Origin of the sequence: Citricoccus sp. NPDC055426, assembly GCF_040677445.1 — a bacterium.
Taxonomy (GTDB): Bacteria; Actinomycetota; Actinomycetes; order Actinomycetales; family Micrococcaceae; genus Citricoccus.
The window spans coordinates 19,465-40,056 of the sequence record NZ_JBFARZ010000017.1 but is presented as its reverse complement, the minus strand read 5'-3'; the positions used below and the strand labels follow the sequence as shown (position 1 = coordinate 40,056).

Here is a 20,592-nt window from a genome sequence, read left to right as displayed (position 1 = left end):
CCGTCACTCCGATCGGGGCCGCCGCCGGTACTGCTTGATCTCCGAGCGCTGGCGTTTGCCCTCGAGCCGCCGGCGTTTCGATCCACGCGTGGGCCGGGTCGCCTTCCGGGGGATGGGTGGGATGACCGCCTCCCGGAGCAGCTCCGCCAGTCGCTGCCGCGCCGCGGCGCGGTTGCGCCGCTGGGACCGTTCCTCGGAGGCGTCGATGGTGAGGACCGTCCCGGTGAGCCGGCCGGCCAGTGCCGCAAGGGCGCGCTCGCGCTGGGAGTCGTCGAGGGCCGACGTCGTACCGAGGTCCAGGCTGAGCTGCACCCGGGAATCGGTGGTGTTGACGCCCTGACCGCCGGGGCCGGACGAGCGGGAGAACTGCTCGACGAGCTCCGCCGCCGGCACCGTCAGGCCGCGCGGCGCTCCGGGTCCCGGGGGCACCTGCAGATCGTCCACAACACCAGTCTGCCGGATCTAGGCCGGTCCGCCCGGCAACGAGTCCTGCGTGCTGCCCACCGGTGGCTGGCGGGTCAGGACGGAGCGGAGGTGGTGGGTCATCGGCTGTCCTGCCGCGGCCATGGCGAAGGTGACGGTGAGCTCGTCCCCGATCAGCCGGAGGGTGCGCTCGGTGGCGGCGACGGGCTTGGCCGTTGCGGAGTTCACCACCCGGGAGCGCAGTTCCGCGGAGAAGCCCTCCGGGCCGGCCGTCAGCGTTCCCTCGGCGAGCTCGGTCTGGCCGGTCGGCTGCGCGAGGATGAACTCGATGGTCCCGTCTCCAGGTACCCGCAGGTAGCCGGTCTCCACGTGCATCGGCCGCCCCGCGGAGGACCAAGTGCGCTGGGCGTAGGCGAGGAAGGGCTTGCCGGTCTCGGTGACCGTGAGTTCCTCGGTGTACTCGAAGGACTCGATGGTCGGGTACTCGCCCCGGCCGGGGCCGCGCCACGTGCCGATCAGTCCACGGACAGGATCGTGGACGGGATCGCGGACCGGGTCGAGGCCGGCGTGCGGGCTCATGGGGCGAGCCTCGGGCCGGTACCGGCCCGGACCTCGTCGCGCAACCGGGGCTCCACCCGTCGCTCGGGGTGGAACCCCGCCTTGTCCGCGTAGAACGCCCGGATGCGGTCCATGTCCGCCGCCACCTCGCCCGTCAGCTCGAAGGTCGGCCCGAGGCCGGAGGTCATGGTGGTGCGGTCCACGAAGCCGAGCGTCACCGGCATCCCCGTCTCGCGGGCGATGCGGTAGAAGCCGGACTTCCAGTGCATGTGGTCCCCGCGCGTGCCGTCCGGGGTGACCACCAGGCCGAAGACCTCGCCCGACCGCGCGGATCCAACCACCTGCCCGACCACCCGGCTGGGATCCTCGCGGTCGACGGCGATTCCGCCGAGTGCCCGCATCAGCGGGCCGCGCCAGCCGTGGAACAGGGACTTCTTGCCCAGCCAGCGCACCTCGAGGTCCAGTTCCCACGCGATGGCGAGCATGAGCACGAAGTCCCAGTTGGAGGTGTGCGGGGCGCCGATGAGCACGGTGGGCCGGGACGGCACCGACTGCGTCTGAAGCGTCCACGGGCTGAGCGTCCAGAAGGCGCGGGCTATCTGTCGTCGGAGCATGGGCACCACGGTATGGCACCCTGCTGGATCTTCGCGCACCGTCCCGACTCGGAGCCGATGGTTGCGATGGCGGCTGCGGAGGCGTTGAGTCTTCCCATGGCAGATCTTCCGGCCCACCCCGTGTCCCTCCGCCCGCTCCGAGTCGAGGACGCCCCGGTCATGACGTCCGTCCTCGCCGATCCCTCGCTCTACGAGTTCACGGGCGGGCACCCGCCGTCCACCGCCGAGCTCGAGCGCCAGTACACCGTGCAGGCGCGGGGGCATTCGGCCGACCACGCGGAGGACTGGGTCAACCACCTCGTGCTGCTCGGCGCCCAGCAGCAGCCGGTCGGCTACGTTCAGGCCACCCTGCCCCGCAACGGTGAGCCCACCGAGATCGCCTGGGTCATCGGCAGACCCTGGCAGGGGCGGGGGATCGCCGGCCACGCCGCGGCCCTGCTCCTGCGGGAGCTGGCCCGGCGCGGAGTCCGGGAGGTCATCGCCCACATCCACCCGGAGCACCGGGCCTCGCAGCACCTCGCCACCGGCCTGGGCCTGACGCCCACCAGCACTGTTGTGGAGGGTGAGGATCGCTGGGAGGGGCGCCTGGCCGGCGCGCTGAGCACCGGGCGGCTCCGCCTGCGCCCGCCGGACCGGGCCGACGTCGGGCCTGTCCTACGACTCCTGCAGGACCCGCGGGCCACCGAGCACAACCCCGCGGACGCGCTCCAGGACGTCACGCAGACCCGCCGGCTGATGGACCGGTGGGCGCACCACTGGTGGCACCACGGCATCGGCTACTACGCGGTGACGGACCATGACCGTGACGAGCTCCTCGGGATCTGTGGCGTCAAGGCGATGACACTGCGGGGCCGGCCGGTGGCGAACCTGCTGTCCCGGATCGATCCCGCCCACTGGGACGCGGGGATCGCCACCGAGGCGACCCGCGCCGTCATCGCTCAGTCCCGGGACCACTGGCCGGACCGCCCGGTGATCGCCCGCATCCGGCCGGAGAACCACGCCAGCGCGCGGGTCGCCGGCAAGCTCGGACTGGTCCGGGCCCCCGAGCTGGACGAGGATGGTGAGGACGGGCCGGACCACCTGTACGTCACCCCGCGTTGACGATGTCCCCGTTGCGGGGCAGCCCGCCCGGGAACGTGATCGGCACCGCGCTCGCGTGCAGGAGCTCCCGTCCGTCGACGGCCTGCAGGTGCAGATGCGGTTCGGTGCTGTTCCCCGAGTTCCCACACCGGCCCACCAGCTCGCCCGCGCCGACCCGCTGTCCCACCCGGACCGTGATGCTGCCTCGCTGGAGATGGCAAAGAGCGACGACGGCCGGGCGGCCTCCCGATGAGCCCGCCCCGGGGTGGGTGGTCACCTCGATCAGCACGTGGTTGCCGATCACGGCCAGCCATCCGCTCTCCAGGCGGCGCCGCTGCGTGAGGGCGTAGCCCACCGAGGGCAGTCCTCGGTAGGAGGCGTGATCTGGTTCCGAGCTGTGCACCCCGACCACCACGCCGGCCGCCGGAGCGAGCACCGGCCGGCCGAACCCCGGGAAGGCCTCAGGTGGTTCCCGGGCGAAGAACGACGTGAGGGTGTACGGCGCGGTCCGGCCGCCGTCGTCCACCGGGACGAAGTCGATGGCGTAGGAGAGCCCGAACAGCGCGGTGCCGTGACTGGGCACCCGGTTGGCCGGGCTGTTCTGCACCAGCCACCGTCCGGCGAAGGGGTACTCGAGCTCGAGGGTGGACATCAGTGGAAAGCCTAGTCGGACCCGGGTACTGTTGCGACGGTCACAACATCACAACGCATCGAGGGTGATTCAGCCATGGCGGACGTCCGCGGACATGTCGTCGAACTCCAGGACATCGACGAGGACGACCTCAAGGTCACCCCTCCCCAGGGTTCTGCCGCCGGGCTCAAAGCCGTCGGGGTGGCCTTCGAACGGGGCCTGAAGCAGGGCGGGGTCAGCCGCACCGTGCGGTCCATGTTCCGGATCAACCAGCCCCAGGGGGTGGACTGCCCCGGGTGCGCGTGGCCCGAGTCGATCACCGGTGACCGCAAGAAGATCGAGTTCTGCGAGAACGGGGCCAAGGCCCTGGCCGAGGAGAACACCACCCGCATCGCCACCCCCGAGTGGTGGGCGGAGCACCCCATCTCGGTGCTGCGGGACAAGACCGAATACTGGCTCGGCCAGTCCGGCCGCATCACCCACCCGATGATGATCCGCGAGGGCGAGACGCACTACCGGCCGATCAGCTGGTCCGAGGCGTTCACCACCATCGGCGAACACATCCGGGCCACCACGCCGGAGCGCTGCACGTTCTACACCTCGGGTCGGACCCCGAACGAGACGGCCTTCATGTACCAGCTGTTCGCCCGCAGCCTGGGCACCAACAACCTGCCGGACTGCTCCAACATGTGCCACGAGTCCTCGGGCACCGCCCTGAACCCCACCATCGGGATCGGCAAGGGCACCGTCTCCCTGGAGGACCTCGAGCACTCCGAACTGGTCTTCGTGGTCGGGCAGAACCCGGGCACCAACCACCCCCGCATGTTGGGCTCGCTGGCCGAGTGCCGCCGGAACGGCGGCACGGTGGTCGCCGTCAACCCCCTGCCCGAGGCCGGGCTGCTGCGCTTCAAGGATCCACAGACGCCCCAGGGGCTGCTGGCCGATGGCGAGCGCATCAGCGATGAGTTCCTGCAGATCAAGGTCGGCGGGGACCAGGCCCTGTTCCAGGCCTTGGGCCACCTGCTGCTGCAGAAGGAGGCCGCCGCCCCCGGCACCGTCATCGACCGGGAGTTCATCGAGTCCGAGACCGCGGGCTTCGCCGACTACGCCGCCGCCCGCGAGGAGCTCGACTGGGCCGAGACCGAGACCGCCACCGGGCTGCAGCGCTCCGAGATCGAGCACATCGGTGACCTGCTGGCCGCCTCCAAGGCAACGATCTTCTGCTGGGCGCTGGGCATCACCCAGCAGCCGCACTCCGTGGACACCATCAAGGAGATCGTCAACCTGTTGCTGGTGCAGGGCAACTTCGGCAAGCCGGGGGCCGGTGCCTGCCCGGTGCGCGGCCACTCCAACGTCCAGGGGGACCGCACCTTCGGGATTTGGGAGAAGCCGACGGAGGACCTGCTGCAGCGGGTGGACACCGAGTTCGGGATCACCTCCCCGCGCGAGCACGGTTTCGACTCCACCGAGTCCATGATCGAGATGGCCCGCGGGGAGATCGACGTGTTCGTGTCCCTGGGCGGAAACCTGGCGTTGGCGAACTCGGACACGGCCCATATGGAGGCCGGGCTGCAGCGCACGGGGCTGACCGTGCACATCTCCACCAAGCCGAACCGCTCGCACGTGGTGCACGGCAAGACCTCGATCATCCTGCCCACCCTGGGGCGGACCGACCGGGACGACAAGCACCCCGGCGGGGCCCAGTTCCTCTCCGTGGAGAACTCGATGTCCGTCATCAGCTCTACCCAGGGCCGGCTCGAGCCGGTCTCGGACCATCTGCTGGCCGAGCCGGTGATCATCGCCCGGATGGCCGAGGCGGTGCTGGGCCCGGACCACGCGGTGGACTGGAGGGAGATGGCGGATGACTACGACGTCATCCGGGACCACTGTTCCCGGGTCATCCCGGGCACGGAGGACTTCAACCGCCGGGTGCGCCAGAAGTACGGCTTCGTGTTGCCGAATCCGCCGCGGGACCGCCGCCAGTTCGCCACGGAGCAGGGCAAGGGGCAGTTCACGGTCCGCCCGCTGGAGTACCTCGCCCCGCCGGAGGGGCATCTGGTGCTGCAGACCATGCGCTCGCACGACCAGTACAACACCACGTTCTATGGCCTGGACGACCGCTACCGCGGCATCTCCGGCGGACGCCGCGTGATCCTGATCCATCCCGAGGACCTGGCGGCCTCGGGGTTCGCCGACCGGGAACTGGTGGACGTGGTGTCCTCCTTCGGCGGTCAGGAGCTGCGCGCCGAGAGGTTCCGGCTGGTCTCCTATCCCACCGCCCGGGGATGCGTGGCCGCCTACTACCCGGAGGCCAATGCGCTGGTGCACCGGGATCTGGTGGCCCGTGAATCGAACACGCCCGGCTTCAAGGCGATCATGGTCCGCTTCGAGCGCCGCGCAGACGGGATGGAGAACCTGCACGAGGTCAGCTCCCTGATCGAGCCGGTGCGATGATGGTCTGATGACCGCAACCCTCGTGGCCCACGGCCTGGCCGGCGGCTATGGCCATCGGGCCCTCTTCGACTCGCTCGACCTGACGGTGGCCCCGGGCGACGTCATCGGGGTCGTGGGCGCGAACGGTGCGGGCAAGTCCACGTTGCTCCGGCTGCTCGCGGGCCTCGACGCCCCGCAGTCGGGCACCGTCTCCCTGTCACCGGTCAGCGCCTTCGTCGGGTGGCTGCCGCAGGAGCATGAGCGGGTGGCCGGCGAGACCGTGGCCGGCTACATCGCCCGCCGCACCGGATGCGCCGCCGCCAGCAGGGACATGGAGGCCGCGGCCGAGGCCCTGGGAGAACCGGCAGGGGCCGCGGCCGGGGCCCTCGACCCCGCTGACGTCTACTCGACGGCGCTGGAGCGGTGGCTGGCCAGCGGAGCGGCCGATCTGGAGGAGCGCATCCCGGCCGTGCTCGCGGACCTCGGCCTCGATCTGGGCCGCCCCGACATCGAGCAGACGCTGATGACCTCGCTGTCCGGAGGGCAGGCCGCCCGGGTGGGACTGGCCGCGCTCCTGCTCTCGCGCTTCGACATCGTGCTGCTGGATGAGCCCACCAACGACCTCGACCTGGACGGTCTCGAGCGGCTCGAGGCCTTCGTCCGTGGGCTGCGCGGGGGCGTGGTGCTGGTCAGCCATGACCGTGAGTTCCTCGCACGCTGTGTGACGGGCGTGCTCGAGCTCGACCTGGCGCAGGGCTCGAACCGCCTCTACGGCGGAGGCTACGACTCCTACCTCCAGGAGCGCGCGACGCTCCGCCGCCAGCAGCGGGCGAAGTATGAGGAGTTCGCCGAGACGAAGGCCGACCTCGTCTCGCGGGCCAGGACCCAGCGGGAATGGTCGAGCCAGGGCGTGCGGAACGCGATGAAGAAGGCGCCGGACAACGACAAGATCCGGCGCAGGGCCTCGACCGAGTCCAGCGAGAAGCAGGCTCAGAAGGTGCGCCAGATGGAGAGCCGGATCGCGCGGCTGGACGAGGTCGAGGAGCCGCGCAAGGAATGGCGGCTCCAGCTGAGCATCGGGGCCGCGCCCCGGTCCGGTGCGGTGGTCGCGACCCTCAACGAGGCCGTGCTGCGGCAGGGTGCCTTCACGCTCGGGCCGGTGTCGCTGCAGGTGAACGCGGGGGAGCGGATCGGTATCACCGGCCCGAACGGTGCCGGCAAGTCGACGCTGCTCCGCGCCCTGCTCGGTCAGCAACGTCCGGATGCGGGGAGAGCGCACCTCGGCACGGGGGTGGCGATCGGGGAGATCGACCAGGCGCGTGCCCTCGTGGCGGGGGACCAGGCCCTCGGCACGGCCTTTGAGGCATTCGTCCCCGAGATGGCGCCGGCCGAGGTGCGTACGCTGCTGGCCAAGTTCGGGCTCAAGGCCGATCACGTGAACCGGGCTGCCGGCGGGCTTTCACCCGGGGAACGCACGCGCGCCGGTCTGGCGCTGCTCCAGGCGCGCGGCGTCAACCTGCTGGTACTGGACGAGCCGACGAACCACCTCGACCTGCCGGCCATCGAACAACTGGAACAGGCGCTCGAATCCTACGAGGGAACGCTGCTGCTGGTCACCCACGACCGGCGGATGCTGGAGACGGTCCGGACCGATCGGCGTTGGAAGGTCGAGGCCGGTCGGGTCACCGAGCTCTGAGACCTCATTCGGGATGCGCTAGGATGTCTGAGCCTAGAAGATGCTGGTCGGTGTGGTTATTCCGACCCTCGGATCCCTGAGATGCAGTCGACCCATGCCGGTGCGAACCCGTGGCGCCCTATCCCTCAATGAAGGGGACGGTGGCGCCGCCTCGTTCCCCGATGGCGCCGCGGTCCCAGACAAGGAACCGATCATGAGCAAGAAGCACGTCTTCCTCTCCCAGGTCTTCATGACCTTCATCATGGCCGCCACGATGTCCGGGCTGCTCGGCATGATCTTTTCCGGTGGCCCCTCCGTGGAGTGGCTGAGCACCTGGCCCCGGCAGTTCATCATCGCGTGGCCTATCGCCTTCATCCTCACGATGTTCGCCTGGCCCGCCTCGATGGCCCTGGCCGGCAGGGCACTGCGGTTCAGCCCTCGTGGCGGAAGCCGATCTTGACGGTCACCTGCCAGTCCTTGACCTTCCCGTCCGAGAGGTGCCCGCGGACCGACTGGACCTCGAACCAGTCCAGGTTGCGCAGGGTCTTGGCGGCCTCGGCGACGGCGTTGTCAACGGCCGCCTCGACGCCGTCCGGTGAGGTGCCGACGACCTCGCTGATGTTGTAGACGTTGTTGGCCATGGTGTCCTCCGTGGGGTTGGCCCGGGCGTTTCGGCCCGGGGCGGTGCACGCCACGGTACTGGCGCGCACCGCACCGGGCATAGGCCCCGTCCCTGGGACGGCGTGGTGCCAGGGATCCGGCGCCGGGATCAGCCGGCCTGGCGCAGGCCCTGCACCGCGGCGACAGCCTCCTGCACCGCCGCGGCGGCCTGCTCCGCCTCCCGCTCGGAGGAGTCCCGGCCGAAGGTGAAGCGCACGGCGGTCCGGGCGAGCGGTTCCGGCAGTCCCAGGGCCGTCAGCACGTGGGAGGGCTCCTCGGAGCCGGCGGCACAGGCCGAGCCCGAGGAGCACACCACCCCGCGGCGCTCCAGCTCCAGCAGGACGGCCTCCCCGTGGGTGCCGGCGAAGACGAACGACGCCGTCCCCGGCAGCCGGTGCCGCGGGTGTCCGGTCAGCCGGGCGCTGGGGACACGGTCGAGCACGGTGGCCACGAACCGCTCGCGCAGTGCTGTCACGCGGTCGGCGGTGCCGGGCCGTTCGCGCTCGGCAGCGGCCAGGGCGGTGGCCAGGGCCACGGCGCCGGGGACGTTCTGGGTGCCGCTGCGCCGGCCGCGTTCCTGTCCGCCCCCGTGCACCACCGGTTCCAGGGCGAGCCGCCCGTGCGCCCACAGCAGGCCGATCCCCTTGGGTGCGCCGACCTTGTGGCCGGACAGGGAGAGGGCGTCCACCCCGAGTGCGGTCACGTCGAGGGGCAGCCAGCCGGCGGCCTGCACCGCGTCGGTGTGGAACGGGACCCGGTGGGCGCGGGCCACCTCGGCCAGCTCGCGGATCGGCTGGAGCGTGCCGATCTCGTTGTTGGCATACTGCACCGAGACCACGGTGGTGTCCGGGCGGATCAGCTCGGCCAGCTCGGCGGGGGACACCCGGCCGAGCTGATCGGGGCTGAGGTAGTCGACCTCGAAGCCGTGCCCCCGCTGCAGGTACTCCACGGAGGCCAGGACGGCCTCGTGCTCGAGCGGACTGGTCACCAGGTGCCGGCCGCGGGGAGAGCCCAGGGCGATGCCCTTCACCGCCAGGTTCGCCGCCTCCGTGCCGCTGCCGGTGAACACCAGCCCGGAGGCGCGTCCTCCCAGCACCGCGGCGCAGGCCCTCCGCGCCGCCTGCAGGCCGGCTGCGGCGGACTCGCCCAGTGAGTGGTGGCTGGAGGGGTTGCCGAAGTCCCCGGTCAGGTACGGCCACATGGCCTCCAACGCCTCCCGGCGCACCGGTGAGGTGGCTGCGTGGTCGAGGTAGATCACGGCACCAGACCGCTCGAGACGTCCAGTCCGAGGTCCAGGGACCGCACGCTGTGGGTCAGCGCGCCGACGGAGATGACGTCCACCCCGGTGGCGGCGATGTCCGCGACCGTGTCCAGGCTGACGCCGCCGCTGGCCTCCACGATCGCCCGCCCCCGGATCAGCTCGACGCCCTGGCGCAGCTGTTCCAGGGTGAAGTTGTCCAGCATGACGGTGTCCACACCGGCCGCGAGCACGGCGGGGATCTGGTCCGGCCGGTCCACTTCGACCTCCAGATGGGTGGTGTGGGGCAGCACGGCCCGCGCCCGGGTGAGCGCCTCCGTCAGGCTCAGCCCCGCACCGGCCAGGAACGCCAGGTGGTTGTCCTTGGCCATCACCGCGTCCGAGAGGGAATGGCGGTGGTTGTGCCCTCCGCCGTCCCGCACGGCCTGGCGTTCCAGGACCCGCAGGCCCGGGGTGGTCTTGCGGGTGTCCACGATCCGGGCCGCCGTTCCGGCCACGGCGGCCACGTAGCGTGCCGTCTCGGTGGCGATCCCGGACATCCGCTGGATGAAGTTCAACCCGATCCGCTCGGCGCGCAGGATCCCGCGGGCCGATCCGGCCACCTCCGCCAGGACCTCTCCGGCCGCGAACGGTTCCCCGTCCCGCGAGCGGAGCCGCACCAGCAGGTCCGGGTCCACCAGCCGGAAGGCCGCGGCGAAGACCTCGGCTCCGCTGAGCACCCCCGCCTCCCGGGCCACCAGGGACGCGGTGCCCGTGGCCGAGGCCGGCACGAGCGCCTCCGAGGTGACATCACCCCACGGCGCGTCCTCCTCGAGTGCCGCGGCGACGATCCGCTCGAGGTGGTGACGGTCCGTCACCGCGGTACCACGGAGAGCATCCGTTCCAGCGCCACCCGGGCCGGCTCGGCCACGTCCTGAGACACCGTGATCCGGTTGACGACCTCACCGGCCAGCAGGGATTCCAGCACCCAGGCCAGATAGCCGGGGTGGATCCGGTACATGGTGGAGCAGGGGCAGATCACGGGGTCCAGGCAGAAGATGGTGTGCTGCGGGTACTGTGCCGCCAGCCGCTGGACCAGGTTGATCTCGGTCCCGATGGCGAAGGTGGACCCGTCCGGCGCGGCCTCGATCGCCTTGACGATGAAGTCCGTGGACCCGGAGGAGTCCGCGGCGTCCACCACCGGCATGGGGCACTCGGGGTGCACCACCACGTGCACGTCCGGGTGCTCGGCCCGGGCCCGGGCGATCTGGTCCACCGTGAAGCGCTTGTGGACGGAGCAGAAGCCGTGCCACAACAGGACCTTGGCCCCGTCCAGCTCCTCCGCGGTGTTCCCGCCGAGCGGCTTGCGCGGGTTCCACAGGGGCATCTGCTCGAGTCCGACGCCCATCGCCTTGGCGGTGTTGCGGCCCAGGTGCTGGTCCGGGAAGAACAGCACGCGCTGACCGCGTTCGAAGGCCCAGTCCAGGACCGCGGCGGCGTTGGACGAGGTGCAGACGATCCCGCCGTGCTCACCCACGAAGCCCTTCAGCGCCGCCGAGGAGTTCATGTAGGTCACCGGGATCACGGGCACCCGCCCGGACTCATCCGGGGCGGTCCCGTAGACCTCCTCGAGCTGCTCCCAGCAGTCCATCACCGAATCGAGGTCCGCCATGTCTGCCATGGAGCAGCCGGCCGCCAGGTTCGGCAGGATCACGGCCTGATCTTCCGTGGAGAGCAGGTCTGCGGTCTCGGCCATGAAGTGCACGCCGCAGAAGACGATGGCCTCGGCCTCGGGGCGGGTGCGGGCGGCCTTGGCCAGCTGGAAGGAATCGCCCACGAAGTCGGCGTGCGCCACCACCTCGTCGCGCTGGTAGAAGTGGCCGAGCACCACCGCCCGGTCCCCGAGCTCCGACTTCGCCGCGATGATCCGCTCGTGCAGCTCGGCCTCGGTGGCCTCGGTGTACGACGCCGGCAACGCACCTTGGCGCGGGGCGGCACCGGGGATGTGGTCGTCCTGGGAGGCGCCCGGCCCGTAACCGGGCGCTGCCGGCGTCCCGGCCGGGCCGACGTCGTACTCCCACGGCCCGGACGTCAGCCCGGGGGAGCAGGAGGAACCGGCGGTGGACCCCGAGGCGATGAGCTTCAGGGTGCGGTCCACGGAGGCGTCGGTGGAGGCGGCCCCCGTACCGGTGGACTGGGTGGACGGGCCGGGCAGGGTGGTCAGCGTCTTCATGGGCTGGTGCTTTCTGCAGTGCGGTATCGGAACAGCTTGGGCGGGCGGTGCGGGGTGCCCGCGAGGACCTCGCCGGTGTCGACGAGGTCGGGGGAGGCGGCCACCGAGCGGCGGAAGTTCGCGGCGTCGAGGGCGTGGCCGAGGACGGCCTCGTGGACCGAGCGGAGCTGGGAGAGCGTGAACGTCTCACCCAGGAAGGTGTGGGCGATGTGGGCGTACTCGACCTTGGTGCGCAGCCGTCGGACCGCGTAGTCCACGATCGTGTTGTGGTCGAAGGCGAGGCGGGGCAGGGCCTCGGCACGGAACCACCGGACGTTCTCCCCGGGGGCGGACCGCTCCACCTCAGCCGACCGGACCAGGGCCGTATAGGCCACGGAGACCACCCGGCCGGTGGGGGACCGGTCCACCCGGCCGAAGGTGTAGAGCTGCTCGAGGAAGCTCGGATGCAGGCCGGTGGTCTCGCCCAGGGTCCGGGCGGCGGCGGCCTCCAGGTCCTCGCCGTCAGGCAGCCATCCGCCGGGCAGGGCCCACTGGTCCAGGTGCGGCTGGCGGGTGCGCAGCACGAAAGGGGTCCACAGGGAGGGGGTCCCGCCGTCTTCCTGGCGCAGGGCGAAGATGACGGTCGAGACCGCGAGCCGCGTGGCCGGCTGGGACATGGCACCCCTTTCCTGTTGGGCGTCGCCATCCCTGTGGGGCGTCACCAGGTTAGAGTCAGAATGACTTGAAGGTGTTTCACATCATACAGTCAGCAAGACATTAAGGCGAGGGGGCCGTCCATGCTGGAATGAGGTGGGCTGGCTGTACCCCCACCTCTCCCTCGCCCCGCCTCACCCCTCAGAGAGAGACCCGCACGAGTCCGCAGGAGGACCACCATGACGGCATCGGCAGACCTGACCACCGCCGTGGACTGGGACTCCGCCCCGGCGGGCCTGGACGGCGTGTCGGCGGAGCTGCGGGCCATGCGGTCCGCGGCGGGGGGCCCCTCGTACGCCGAGATCGTCCGCCGCATCGTCAGGGAGCGAACCGCCCGGGGCGTCCCGGCCCACGAACGGCGGATCCCCCGCAGCACGGTCTACGACTGCTTCCGGGACGGCCGCCGCCGTCTGGACGCCGACGCGGTCGGGGAGATCGCCCTCGCCCTGGGCCTGCCACCGCCCCTGGCGGAGCGGTGGTCCCGCCGGGTGCGCCAGGCCCAGGCCGCCGCCACCGAGGCCTCCATCACCGTGGCGCTCGACGGGGCCCCCGCCCCCGTGCCCTACTTCGCCGGCCGCCGAGCCGAGCTGGACACCCTGGTCCGGTCGCTGGGCGGCCCCGACGCGCGGATCTGGATCACCGGGATGGCCGGCAGTGGCAAGACCCAGCTGGTCCTCGCCGCGCTCCACCGGGTCCAGGCTGCGGCACCGGAGGCGGGCGAGACGGGCCGGGGGCTGTTCATCGACCTGCGCGGGCGCCCGGTGGACTCCTCCCCGGTGGAGCCGGCGGCGGCGCAGCGGGCGGTACTGCGCGCGGTGGGTCGGGACGGCGCGGGGTCCGGCGAGGATCGGGCGGAGCGGCTCCTGGGCTCCCTGCGCGAGACCGGGAGGGTCCTCGTGCTGGACGATGCGGTGGACGACGCCCAGGTCCGGGCCGTCGTCGGGCCCGGTCCGTCGTTTGAGTCCGGCCGGTCATCTGGGCCCGGCGGCCCGGGGCGGGTCGTGGTGACGAGCCGGTCCCGCCCCGAGGACGATGCCGCGGGGTGGACCCTCATCGCGCTGGAGGGGATGGGCCCGGAGGAGGTGGCGGCGGTGCTGCAGCACTTCCTGCGGTCCGCACCGACGCCGGCCGGCCCGGGCCCCGGGGTGGCGGCCGGGGTCGCCGAACGCCTGGCCCACGTCTCCGGGGGACTGCCGCTGGCCGTCGCCCTCGTGGGTGGCCGCGTGGCGACCCACCCCGAGTGGACCCTGGCCGAGCACGTCGACGTGATGGAGGAGGGGGTCGCCGCGGCCCACCTGGACGAGGAGCTGCGCGGTGCCCTGACCCTGTCCTATGCGGACCTGCCGCAGGACGCGGCCCGCCTGTTGCGCATCGCCGCGGACCTGCCGCTGGCCGAACTCGACATGGGCGCGGCGGCGGCCGCCCTCGAGGTCTCGGACGGCCGGGCGACCGAGCTGGCCGGGCAGCTGGCGGACCGAAGCCTCGCCGTCCACCGCCGCCCCGGCCGGATCACGCTGCATTCCCTGGTCCGGGCCTCCGGGCGGGCCTGGGCCCGTCAGACGGATCCACCGCGCGTGCGCCGCGAGGTCTTCGGCCGGGTCGGGTGGCAGGCCGCCCGCCGGGTGTGGAACGCCTACGCCGTGATCGCGCACAGCATGGATGACGCGCCGCGGCGGACCGCCTTCGAGTACCCGGCCGGGACAGCGGACGCCGGATGGGCCGACGCCGAGCAGGCCGGAGCCTGGCTGCAGTCCGAGCTGGCCTCGCTGCTGAGCCTGGCCCATGCCGCCCCGGAGTGGGGCCATCCGGAGCTGCTCTTCCGCCTCTCCGAGGGGCTGAGCTGGTGGATGAACCTGGCCGGCCACCACAACGAGGCGCTCCGCCTGCATGAGGCCGCGGCCGACGTCGCCGTCCAGGTGGCGGACGCCGATGCGCTGGCCATGGCCAGCCTGGATGCCGGCCAGCTGCTGGCACACCGTGACCGGCCGGAGGAGGCGCTGCGCCACTTCCGCCGGGCCACCCGGTTGGTCGGGGACGCCGGCGAGCTCTCGGATCCGGGACTCCTCGGGGTCATCCTCAACATGACGGCCCTGATCGAGGTGCGCCGGGGGGACCTCGAGACGGCCGTCCGGGACCTGCGCCGCGCCGTGCGGATCCACCGCGAACGCGGCGAGGTCCCGCGCCGGTTGAGCGCGCTGGTCAACCTCGGCGTCGCGCTGAGCGCGGCCGGCCGCCTGGAGGAGGAGGACGAGGTCATCCACTCCGGACTGGAGCTGGCCCGGGCCCACGGGCACGGGCTGTTCCTCGCCAACCTCCTCGTCAACCGCGCCCACCTGCGGGTATCGCAGAACCGGCTGCAGGAGGCCCTGGCCGATGCCGACCGGGGCGTGCGGGAGGCCCGATCCCTGGACAGCCCCTATCTGGTGATCGCCGGTGACGGTACCGCCGCCAGCGCACTGCGCCGGCTGGGTGATCGTCAGGCGGCCGAGCGGCGGATGGCCCGGGCGCTGGAGGCCGCCGAGGCCCTGGGGGACGCGCTGACCCTCGCCGAGCAGCTGACGATCGCGGCGGAGCTGGCGGATGGCGGCGGGTCGCCGGAGCGGGCCCTGGCGCTGCTGGAGAGGGCGGAGGGGCTCCTCGCTGAGGGGAGCGACCATGCCCTGCGCGGCCGCATCTGGCGGCACCGCGGGAACCTGTGCGAAGACGAGGGCGAGCGGTCACGCTGGCTGGCCGCGGCGCTGCGGGAGCTGGAGCGATCCGGTTCCCACGAGGCCGTCGGTCTCCGCGAGGCCCTGGAGGGCGCCGCCCGCTGAGGCGGGGCCCCGCGCCGTCGTCACCATCGTGCCGGGCTGTCCGGAGTTGTCCGGAACGGTTCCCGACCGCCACGGGCCGTGGAACGTTGGGTGCAACCGGCGGCACCGCCGGGGCATCGCACGAGGGACCACACGAGGGACCACACGAGGGACAACAGGGGCGGATCATGACATCGCAGGGCGCCAGCCGCGGCAGGGACCATGGAGCGGGCCTCGGCGCCCCGGGGCGGGTCGGCCGCCGGAGACCGGGCGGAGGGGCACGACGCCGGACCGTGGGCCTGGTCTCGGCCCTCGCCCTGGCCTTCGGTCTGGTGGGCACGGGGGCCGTCCCGGCCCTCGCGGCACCCGACGCCGCGAGCAGCAGTATCGGAAGTGGCGCCGGCATCGGCGGCACCGGCACCGGCACCGGCAGCGGCGCCGCGCCGGAGTCCGTGGAGCTGCGGGAACTGCGGGATCCACCGGCGACCGCCGAACCCCCCGCGGCGTCGGAACCGACGAAACCGTCGGAGCCGTCGGAGTCGGCGGATGCGGCGGATGCGGGCACCACGGCCAACGACGCCCGCATCAGCCTCGGCGCCGAGTCCGCGTCCGTGTGGGACATGGCGCGCGTGGGCATGGAGGTCTTCGGGTGGAACTTCACCCCGGGGCAACAGGTGACGATCCACCTCAACGACACCGCCGTGGGCCAGGTGCCCGTGGGCGGGGCCGGCGAGGTCGGCTTCTCCTTCACCGCGCAGATGCCCCCGGGGCAGCACCGCATCCGGCTGACCCACGGCGAGGACTCGGCCCAGGCGACGCTGACGGTGGTGGCAGACGGTGAGTGGTACACGCGGGACCACGACCCGTACATGTACACCGATGGCCGGGTGTTCACCCAGTCCCAACTGGCGGCCGCACCGCCGGAGTTCCTCGTCTACGACCTGCCCGCCAGCGCCCCCGTGGACATCCTGGTCAACGGCGAGAAGGCGGAGATGCAGATCACCAACTCGGTGGGCAGGGCCGAGTTCACGCTGAGCGCGCCGCGTGCGCCCGGGACCTACGAGGTGCGGTTCGACCATCCGGCCGGCGGGATCTCGGCCACCACCGTGGTGGTCCCGGACTCGCACGGTGCTCCGCCGACGGCCGGCCGCTACGGCGGCAGCTCGCTGCAGACCCACTACGGCCGTGGCCAGGCGGATGACCCGCGGACGCGGGCATTCTCCCTGGACCTCTCGGCGGACGGCAGGATCACCGGAGTGACCGGCGAGTACTTCTGGGTCTGCATCGGACCGGTGGACGGCAGCCTGCTGGGGTCCGGCACGAACGACTTCTCCGATTTCCCGATCCCCGCGACCCGGATCACCGCCGGCCGCCCCTTCGAGATCACGTGGCATGACGGGGACTTCACCCTCTACGGCACCGTCCACGCGGACGGGACGGCCTCCGGCGACATCCGGTTCGACCACGGCGCCTGCGGACAGTCGGTCCTCGACTGGTCCGTGGACCGCGGGGCCCCGCCCGCCCCGACGTCCTTCCCGGACATCCCGCAGGATGCCTGGTTCTACGCGCCGGTGAACTGGATGGTCGGGCACCGCATGACCCAGGGCTACAGCGACGGCACCTTCCGCCCGTACCGGGACGTGACCCGGGCCGAGGCCGTCACCTTCCTGTACCGGTACACGACCCCGGACTTCACACCCCCGACGTCGGCCCGGTTCCCGGATGTGCCCCTCGGCCACAACCACTTCGACTCGGTCAGCTGGGCCACGGCCACCGGGGTGGTCAACGGGTACGAGGACAAGACCTTCAAGCCGACACGGACCATGACGCGTGGCGAGGTCGCCCTGATCCTGTACCGCCGGGCGGACCCGGTCCACACCCCGCCGGCCACGTCCCCGTTCAACGACACCCGGCGCGGTGACGCGTACTACGACGCCGTGACCTGGCTCTACGAGCAGGAGATCACGATGGGACTCGACGGCGGGGGGTTCGGTGTCCGCGAGAACGTCACCCGCGGGCAGATCGCCACCTTCCTGCACCGCTATGACGCCGTGGTGAACCCCTAGTCGGGGCCCCCTTTACCCACCGCCGTGTTCGGCTAGGCTGGGACACATGTCACGCTCGAGCTTCCTCGGATGGCCGGTACTCCGGCAGTTCCTGGACGGCGACCGCCTCGGTCGCAGCTCGGCCGTGGTCTCGAAGAAGACCACCGAGATCACTCCGCGCACCGCCACCGCGGACCGGGCCGTGCAGAGCGTGTGTCCCTACTGCGCCGTGGGCTGCGGGCAGAAGGTCTTCGTCTCGGATGAGAAGGTCGTCCAGATCGAGGGGGACCCGGAGTCCCCGATCTCCCGCGGCCGGCTGTGTCCCAAGGGCTCGGCCTCCGAGCAGCTGGTCAACTCGGACAGCCGGCAGACGAAGGTCCTCTACCGGGCGCCGCGGGCCGCGGACTGGCAGGAGATGGACGTGGAGACCGCCACCGAGATGGTGGTGGACCGGTTCCTGGAGTCCCGACGCAACAAGTGGCAGGACGTGGACGAACACGGCCGGCACCTCGGGCGCACCATGGGCATCGCCTCGCTCGGCGGGGCCACCCTGGACAACGAAGAGAACTACCTGATCAAGAAGCTCTTCACGGCGGCCGGGGCCATCCAGATCGAGAACCAGGCCCGTATTTGACACTCCGCCACGGTTCCCGGTCTGGGGACCTCCTTCGGGCGCGGCGGCGCCACCCAATCGCTGCAGGACATGGCCAACGCCGACTGCATCATCATCCAGGGCTCCAACATGGCCGAGGCCCATCCCGTGGGCTTCCAGTGGGTCACGGAGGCCAAGGCCCGCGGTGCCAAGGTCTTCCACGTCGACCCCCGGTTCTCCCGCACCTCGGCGGTGGCGGACCGGCACGTGCCGATCCGCGCCGGTTCGGACATCGTGCTGCTCGGTGCGCTCATCAACTACGTGATCGAGCACGAGCACTGGTTCCACGAGTACGTGGTCGCGTACACCAACGCCGCCTCGATCATCAACGAGGACTTCCGGGACACCGAGGACCTGGACGGGCTGTTCTCCGGCTTCGACCCGGAGACCGGCGGCTATGACATGTCCAGCTGGGCCTACGAGCCGGAGGACGCCGGGAACCCTGAGGGGAACGACGGCGGCGCGGCGGCCGGGCGCGACGGCCCGGCCGAGGAGGACGGCGCGGAGCAGACCACCGAGGCCGCGGGCGACCAGTACGGCATGGGCGGCCCCGAGCTGGACGTGAGCCGGCCGAAACGCGACGAGACGCTGCAACACCCGCGCTCGGTGTTCCAGGTCTTGAAGCGGCACTATGCCCGGTACACCCCGGAGATGGTTCGGGACGTCTGCGGCATCTCCGTGGAGGACTTCGAGGTGATGGCCCGCGCCATCACCGAGAACTCCGGGCGGGACCGCACCACCTGCTTCGCCTACGCCGTGGGCTGGACCCAGCACACGGTAGGGGCCCAGTACATCCGCACCGCCACCATCCTGCAGCTGCTGCTGGGCAACATGGGCCGCCCGGGCGGCGGCATCATGGCCCTGCGCGGCCACGCCTCCATCCAGGGGTCCACGGACATCCCCACCCTGTTCAACCTGCTGCCCGGCTACCTGCCGATGCCGACGGTGGAGAAGGAGGACCTGGGCACCTATCTGGCCGGCATCGCCTCCAAGCAGCAGAAGGGCTACTGGGCCAACGCGGACGCCTACACCATCAGCCTGCTCAAGGCCTGGTGGGGGGAGGCGGCCACCGCGGAGAACGACTGGGGCTACGGCTACCTGCCGCGGCTGACCGGCCCGCACGGGACCTACCAGTCGGTGGAGGGCATGCTGGCCGGGGAGGTCGAGGGGTACTTCCTGCTCGGCCAGAACCCGGCCGTGGGCTCGGCCAACGGCCGCATGCAGCGGATGGGCATGGCGAACCTGAAGTGGCTCGTGGTCCGGGACTTCCAGCTCATCGAATCCGCCACGTTCTGGAAGGACGGCCCGGAGATCGAGACGGGCGAGCTGCGCACGGAGGACATCGAGACCGAGGTCTTCTTCTTCCCGGCCGCCAACCACGTGGAGAAGGCCGGCACCTTCACCCAGACCCAACGGCTCGTGCAGTGGCGCCATCAGGCCGTCACCCCGCCCGGGGACGCGCAGAGTGAGTTGCAGTTCTTCTACGAGGTCGGCCGGCGCATCCGCGCCCGCCTGGCGGACTCCACCGACCCCCGTGACCGGGCGCTGCTGGACCTGACCTGGGACTACCCGGTGGACGACCACGGGGAGCCGGACGGCGAGGCGGTGCTGGCGGAGATCAACGGACGCTACGTCTCCGGTCCCAAGAAGGGCCAGCACCTGTCCACCTTCAACGAGATGACGGCGGACGGCTCCACCGAGGGCGGCTGCTGGATCTACACGGGCGTCTACGCGGACGGCATCAACCACGCCGCGGACCGCCAGCCCGGCGGGGGGTCCGGGCCGCAGAGCTCCGAGTGGGGCTGGGCGTGGCCGGCCAACCGCCGGATCCTCTACAACCGCGCCTCGGCGGACCGGGACGGCAAGCCCTGGAGCGAGCGCAAGAAGCTGGTCTGGTGGGATGCCGAGCAGGGCGCCTGGGTCGGCAACGACGTCCCGGACTTCCCCGTCAACCTGGCCCCCGGCACCGTTCCGGGCCCGGAGGCGGGTGGCCCGGCCGCCCTCGCCGGCGATGACGCCTTCATCATGCAGGCGGACGGCAAGGGCTGGCTGTTCGCCCCGAAGGGGATGGTGGACGGGCCTCTGCCCACGCACTACGAGGCCCAGGAGTCCCCGGTGCCCAACGCCGTGTACGCCCAGCAGCACAACCCGACCCGGGTCACCATGCCGCGCTCGGACAACTACAGCGCCCCCAGCGCCGGGCAGCCCGGTGCCGAGGTGTACCCGTTCCTGTTCACCACCTACCGGCTGACCGAGCACCACACGGCCGGTGGCATGAGCCGCTGGCTGCCCTACCTGGCGGAGCTCCAGCCGGAGATGTTCTGTGAGGTCTCCCCGGAGCTGGCCGCCGAGCGCGGCCTCGAGCCCTACGGTTGGGCCACGATCGTGTCCCCACGGGCGGCCATCGAGGCCAAGGTGCTCATCACCGAACGCATGCGCCCCCTGCAGATCGGCGGGGCCGGCGGGGCGGGCGAGCAGACCGTGCACCAGATCGGCCTGCCCTACCACTGGGGCGTCGGCGGAGACGCCGTGGTCAGCGGGGACTCGGCGAACGATCTCATCGGCGTGACACTGGATCCCAACGTGCTCATCCAGGGCTCCAAGGTCGGCGCCTGTGACATCGTCCCGGGCCGCCGGCCGCGGGGCACCGAGCTGCTGGACTTCGTGGCCGGATACCAGCAACGGGCCGGCCTGACGGTGGACAGCGGCAACGAGGGAATCACGGGCAGCGGTGAGGACGCCGGGCCGGAGGCAGACCCGATGGCCCCCGAAGCCGTCACCGCCTCGAGGCGTCACCCGGACCAACCCGAGCCGCGGACCGGGCCCGAACCCATGCCGGGCGCCGGGCCGGAGATCAGGCCGACGA

15 protein-coding genes and 1 pseudogene are annotated in these 20,592 nt (G+C 71.8%); 7 read left to right on the top strand and 9 right to left on the bottom strand.

What is annotated here, in order from left to right; translation table 11 throughout:
- Positions 1-3: 3 nt before the first annotated feature.
- The 3 genes from arfB to AB0K08_RS16500 are packed head-to-tail and all read right to left on the bottom strand — an operon-like array spanning position 4 to position 1,595.
- Positions 4-444, bottom strand: coding sequence for an alternative ribosome rescue aminoacyl-tRNA hydrolase ArfB (gene arfB / locus AB0K08_RS16510; protein ID WP_363356358.1), 441 nt, complete (start codon positions 442-444; stop codon positions 4-6).
- Between the two features lie 18 nt (positions 445-462).
- Positions 463-1,002, bottom strand: a complete 540-nt coding sequence (locus AB0K08_RS16505; protein WP_363356356.1) for an FABP family protein — start codon at positions 1,000-1,002, stop codon at positions 463-465.
- Positions 999-1,595, bottom strand: a complete 597-nt coding sequence (locus AB0K08_RS16500; protein ID WP_363356354.1) for a 1-acyl-sn-glycerol-3-phosphate acyltransferase — start codon at positions 1,593-1,595, stop codon at positions 999-1,001. The genes AB0K08_RS16505 and AB0K08_RS16500 overlap by 4 nt, the downstream gene beginning before the upstream one ends.
- 96 nt (positions 1,596-1,691) lie before the next feature.
- On the opposite strand from AB0K08_RS16500, the gene AB0K08_RS16495 reads away from it, so the two are divergent.
- Positions 1,692-2,696 (top strand): GNAT family N-acetyltransferase, encoded by a 1,005-nt coding sequence (locus AB0K08_RS16495; protein WP_363356352.1) that lies wholly within the window; start codon positions 1,692-1,694, stop codon positions 2,694-2,696.
- On the opposite strand, the gene AB0K08_RS16490 is transcribed toward AB0K08_RS16495, so the two are convergent.
- Entirely contained in the window at positions 2,683-3,327 is a 645-nt protein-coding gene (locus tag AB0K08_RS16490; protein ID WP_363356350.1) for a M23 family metallopeptidase, read from the bottom strand. The genes AB0K08_RS16495 and AB0K08_RS16490 overlap by 14 nt on opposite strands.
- A gap of 75 nt (positions 3,328-3,402) precedes the next feature.
- On the opposite strand from AB0K08_RS16490, the gene AB0K08_RS16485 reads away from it, so the two are divergent.
- From AB0K08_RS16485 to AB0K08_RS16475, 3 genes are all read left to right on the top strand, one after another.
- Entirely contained in the window at positions 3,403-5,760 is a 2,358-nt protein-coding gene (locus AB0K08_RS16485; RefSeq protein WP_363356348.1) for an FdhF/YdeP family oxidoreductase, read from the top strand.
- A gap of 7 nt (positions 5,761-5,767) precedes the next feature.
- Positions 5,768-7,435: an ABC-F family ATP-binding cassette domain-containing protein gene (locus AB0K08_RS16480; RefSeq protein ID WP_363356346.1), complete on the top strand. Its 1,668-nt coding sequence runs from the start codon at positions 5,768-5,770 to the stop codon at positions 7,433-7,435.
- A 193-nt stretch (positions 7,436-7,628) separates the two neighbouring features.
- Positions 7,629-7,874: a DUF2798 domain-containing protein gene (locus AB0K08_RS16475; protein ID WP_363356344.1), complete on the top strand. Its 246-nt coding sequence runs from the start codon at positions 7,629-7,631 to the stop codon at positions 7,872-7,874.
- On the opposite strand, the gene AB0K08_RS16470 is transcribed toward AB0K08_RS16475, so the two are convergent.
- The 5 genes from AB0K08_RS16470 to AB0K08_RS16450 all read right to left on the bottom strand — a co-directional run bounded on the left by AB0K08_RS16470 (position 7,846) and on the right by AB0K08_RS16450 (position 12,200).
- Entirely contained in the window at positions 7,846-8,055 is a 210-nt protein-coding gene (locus AB0K08_RS16470) for a dodecin (protein WP_363356391.1), read from the bottom strand. The two genes, AB0K08_RS16475 and AB0K08_RS16470, sit on opposite strands and share 29 nt — an antisense overlap.
- A 128-nt stretch (positions 8,056-8,183) precedes the next feature.
- Complete coding sequence (locus tag AB0K08_RS16465) at positions 8,184-9,332, bottom strand: cysteine desulfurase family protein (RefSeq protein ID WP_363356342.1); 1,149 nt, start codon at positions 9,330-9,332, stop codon at positions 8,184-8,186.
- Positions 9,329-10,189 (bottom strand): carboxylating nicotinate-nucleotide diphosphorylase, encoded by an 861-nt coding sequence (nadC, locus tag AB0K08_RS16460; RefSeq protein WP_363356340.1) that lies wholly within the window; start codon positions 10,187-10,189, stop codon positions 9,329-9,331. The genes AB0K08_RS16465 and nadC overlap by 4 nt, the downstream gene beginning before the upstream one ends.
- The gene (gene nadA, locus AB0K08_RS16455) at positions 10,186-11,544 is read right to left on the bottom strand and encodes a quinolinate synthase NadA (protein WP_363356338.1); all 1,359 of its coding nucleotides are present in this window, start codon (positions 11,542-11,544) and stop codon (positions 10,186-10,188) included. The genes nadC and nadA overlap by 4 nt, the downstream gene beginning before the upstream one ends.
- Positions 11,541-12,200, bottom strand: coding sequence for an NUDIX domain-containing protein (locus AB0K08_RS16450; RefSeq protein WP_363356336.1), 660 nt, complete (start codon positions 12,198-12,200; stop codon positions 11,541-11,543). Before AB0K08_RS16450 ends, nadA begins: the two co-directional genes overlap by 4 nt.
- Before the next feature lie 216 nt (positions 12,201-12,416).
- On the opposite strand from AB0K08_RS16450, the gene AB0K08_RS16445 reads away from it, so the two are divergent.
- The 3 genes and pseudogenes from AB0K08_RS16445 to fdh form a co-directional block, all read left to right on the top strand.
- Positions 12,417-15,050, top strand: coding sequence for an NB-ARC domain-containing protein (locus AB0K08_RS16445; RefSeq protein WP_363356334.1), 2,634 nt, complete (start codon positions 12,417-12,419; stop codon positions 15,048-15,050).
- 167 nt (positions 15,051-15,217) lie between these two features.
- Entirely contained in the window at positions 15,218-17,095 is a 1,878-nt protein-coding gene (locus AB0K08_RS16440; RefSeq protein ID WP_363356332.1) for an S-layer homology domain-containing protein, read from the top strand.
- A 46-nt stretch (positions 17,096-17,141) separates the two neighbouring features.
- A pseudogene (gene fdh / locus AB0K08_RS16435) lies at positions 17,142-20,450 on the top strand (formate dehydrogenase); the annotation flags it as partial.
- Positions 20,451-20,592 lie beyond the last annotated feature (142 nt).

Bases quoted from the DNA above. Each gene is read 5' to 3' on its own strand.
- AB0K08_RS16505 (WP_363356356.1), bottom strand. From the start codon at position 1,002: ATGAGCCCGCACGCCGGCCTCGACCCGGTCCGCGATCCCGTCCACGAT.
- AB0K08_RS16500 (WP_363356354.1), bottom strand. From the start codon at position 1,595: ATGCTCCGACGACAGATAGCCCGCGCCTTCTGGACGCTCAGCCCGTGG.
- AB0K08_RS16495 (WP_363356352.1), top strand. From the start codon at position 1,692: ATGGCAGATCTTCCGGCCCACCCCGTGTCCCTCCGCCCGCTCCGAGTC.
- AB0K08_RS16490 (WP_363356350.1), bottom strand. From the start codon at position 3,327: ATGTCCACCCTCGAGCTCGAGTACCCCTTCGCCGGACGGTGGCTGGTG.
- AB0K08_RS16485 (WP_363356348.1), top strand. From the start codon at position 3,403: ATGGCGGACGTCCGCGGACATGTCGTCGAACTCCAGGACATCGACGAG.
- AB0K08_RS16480 (WP_363356346.1), top strand. From the start codon at position 5,768: ATGACCGCAACCCTCGTGGCCCACGGCCTGGCCGGCGGCTATGGCCAT.
- AB0K08_RS16475 (WP_363356344.1), top strand. From the start codon at position 7,629: ATGAGCAAGAAGCACGTCTTCCTCTCCCAGGTCTTCATGACCTTCATC.
- AB0K08_RS16470 (WP_363356391.1), bottom strand. From the start codon at position 8,055: ATGGCCAACAACGTCTACAACATCAGCGAGGTCGTCGGCACCTCACCG.
- nadA (WP_363356338.1), bottom strand. From the start codon at position 11,544: ATGAAGACGCTGACCACCCTGCCCGGCCCGTCCACCCAGTCCACCGGT.
- AB0K08_RS16450 (WP_363356336.1), bottom strand. From the start codon at position 12,200: ATGTCCCAGCCGGCCACGCGGCTCGCGGTCTCGACCGTCATCTTCGCC.
- AB0K08_RS16445 (WP_363356334.1), top strand. From the start codon at position 12,417: ATGACGGCATCGGCAGACCTGACCACCGCCGTGGACTGGGACTCCGCC.
- AB0K08_RS16440 (WP_363356332.1), top strand. From the start codon at position 15,218: ATGACATCGCAGGGCGCCAGCCGCGGCAGGGACCATGGAGCGGGCCTC.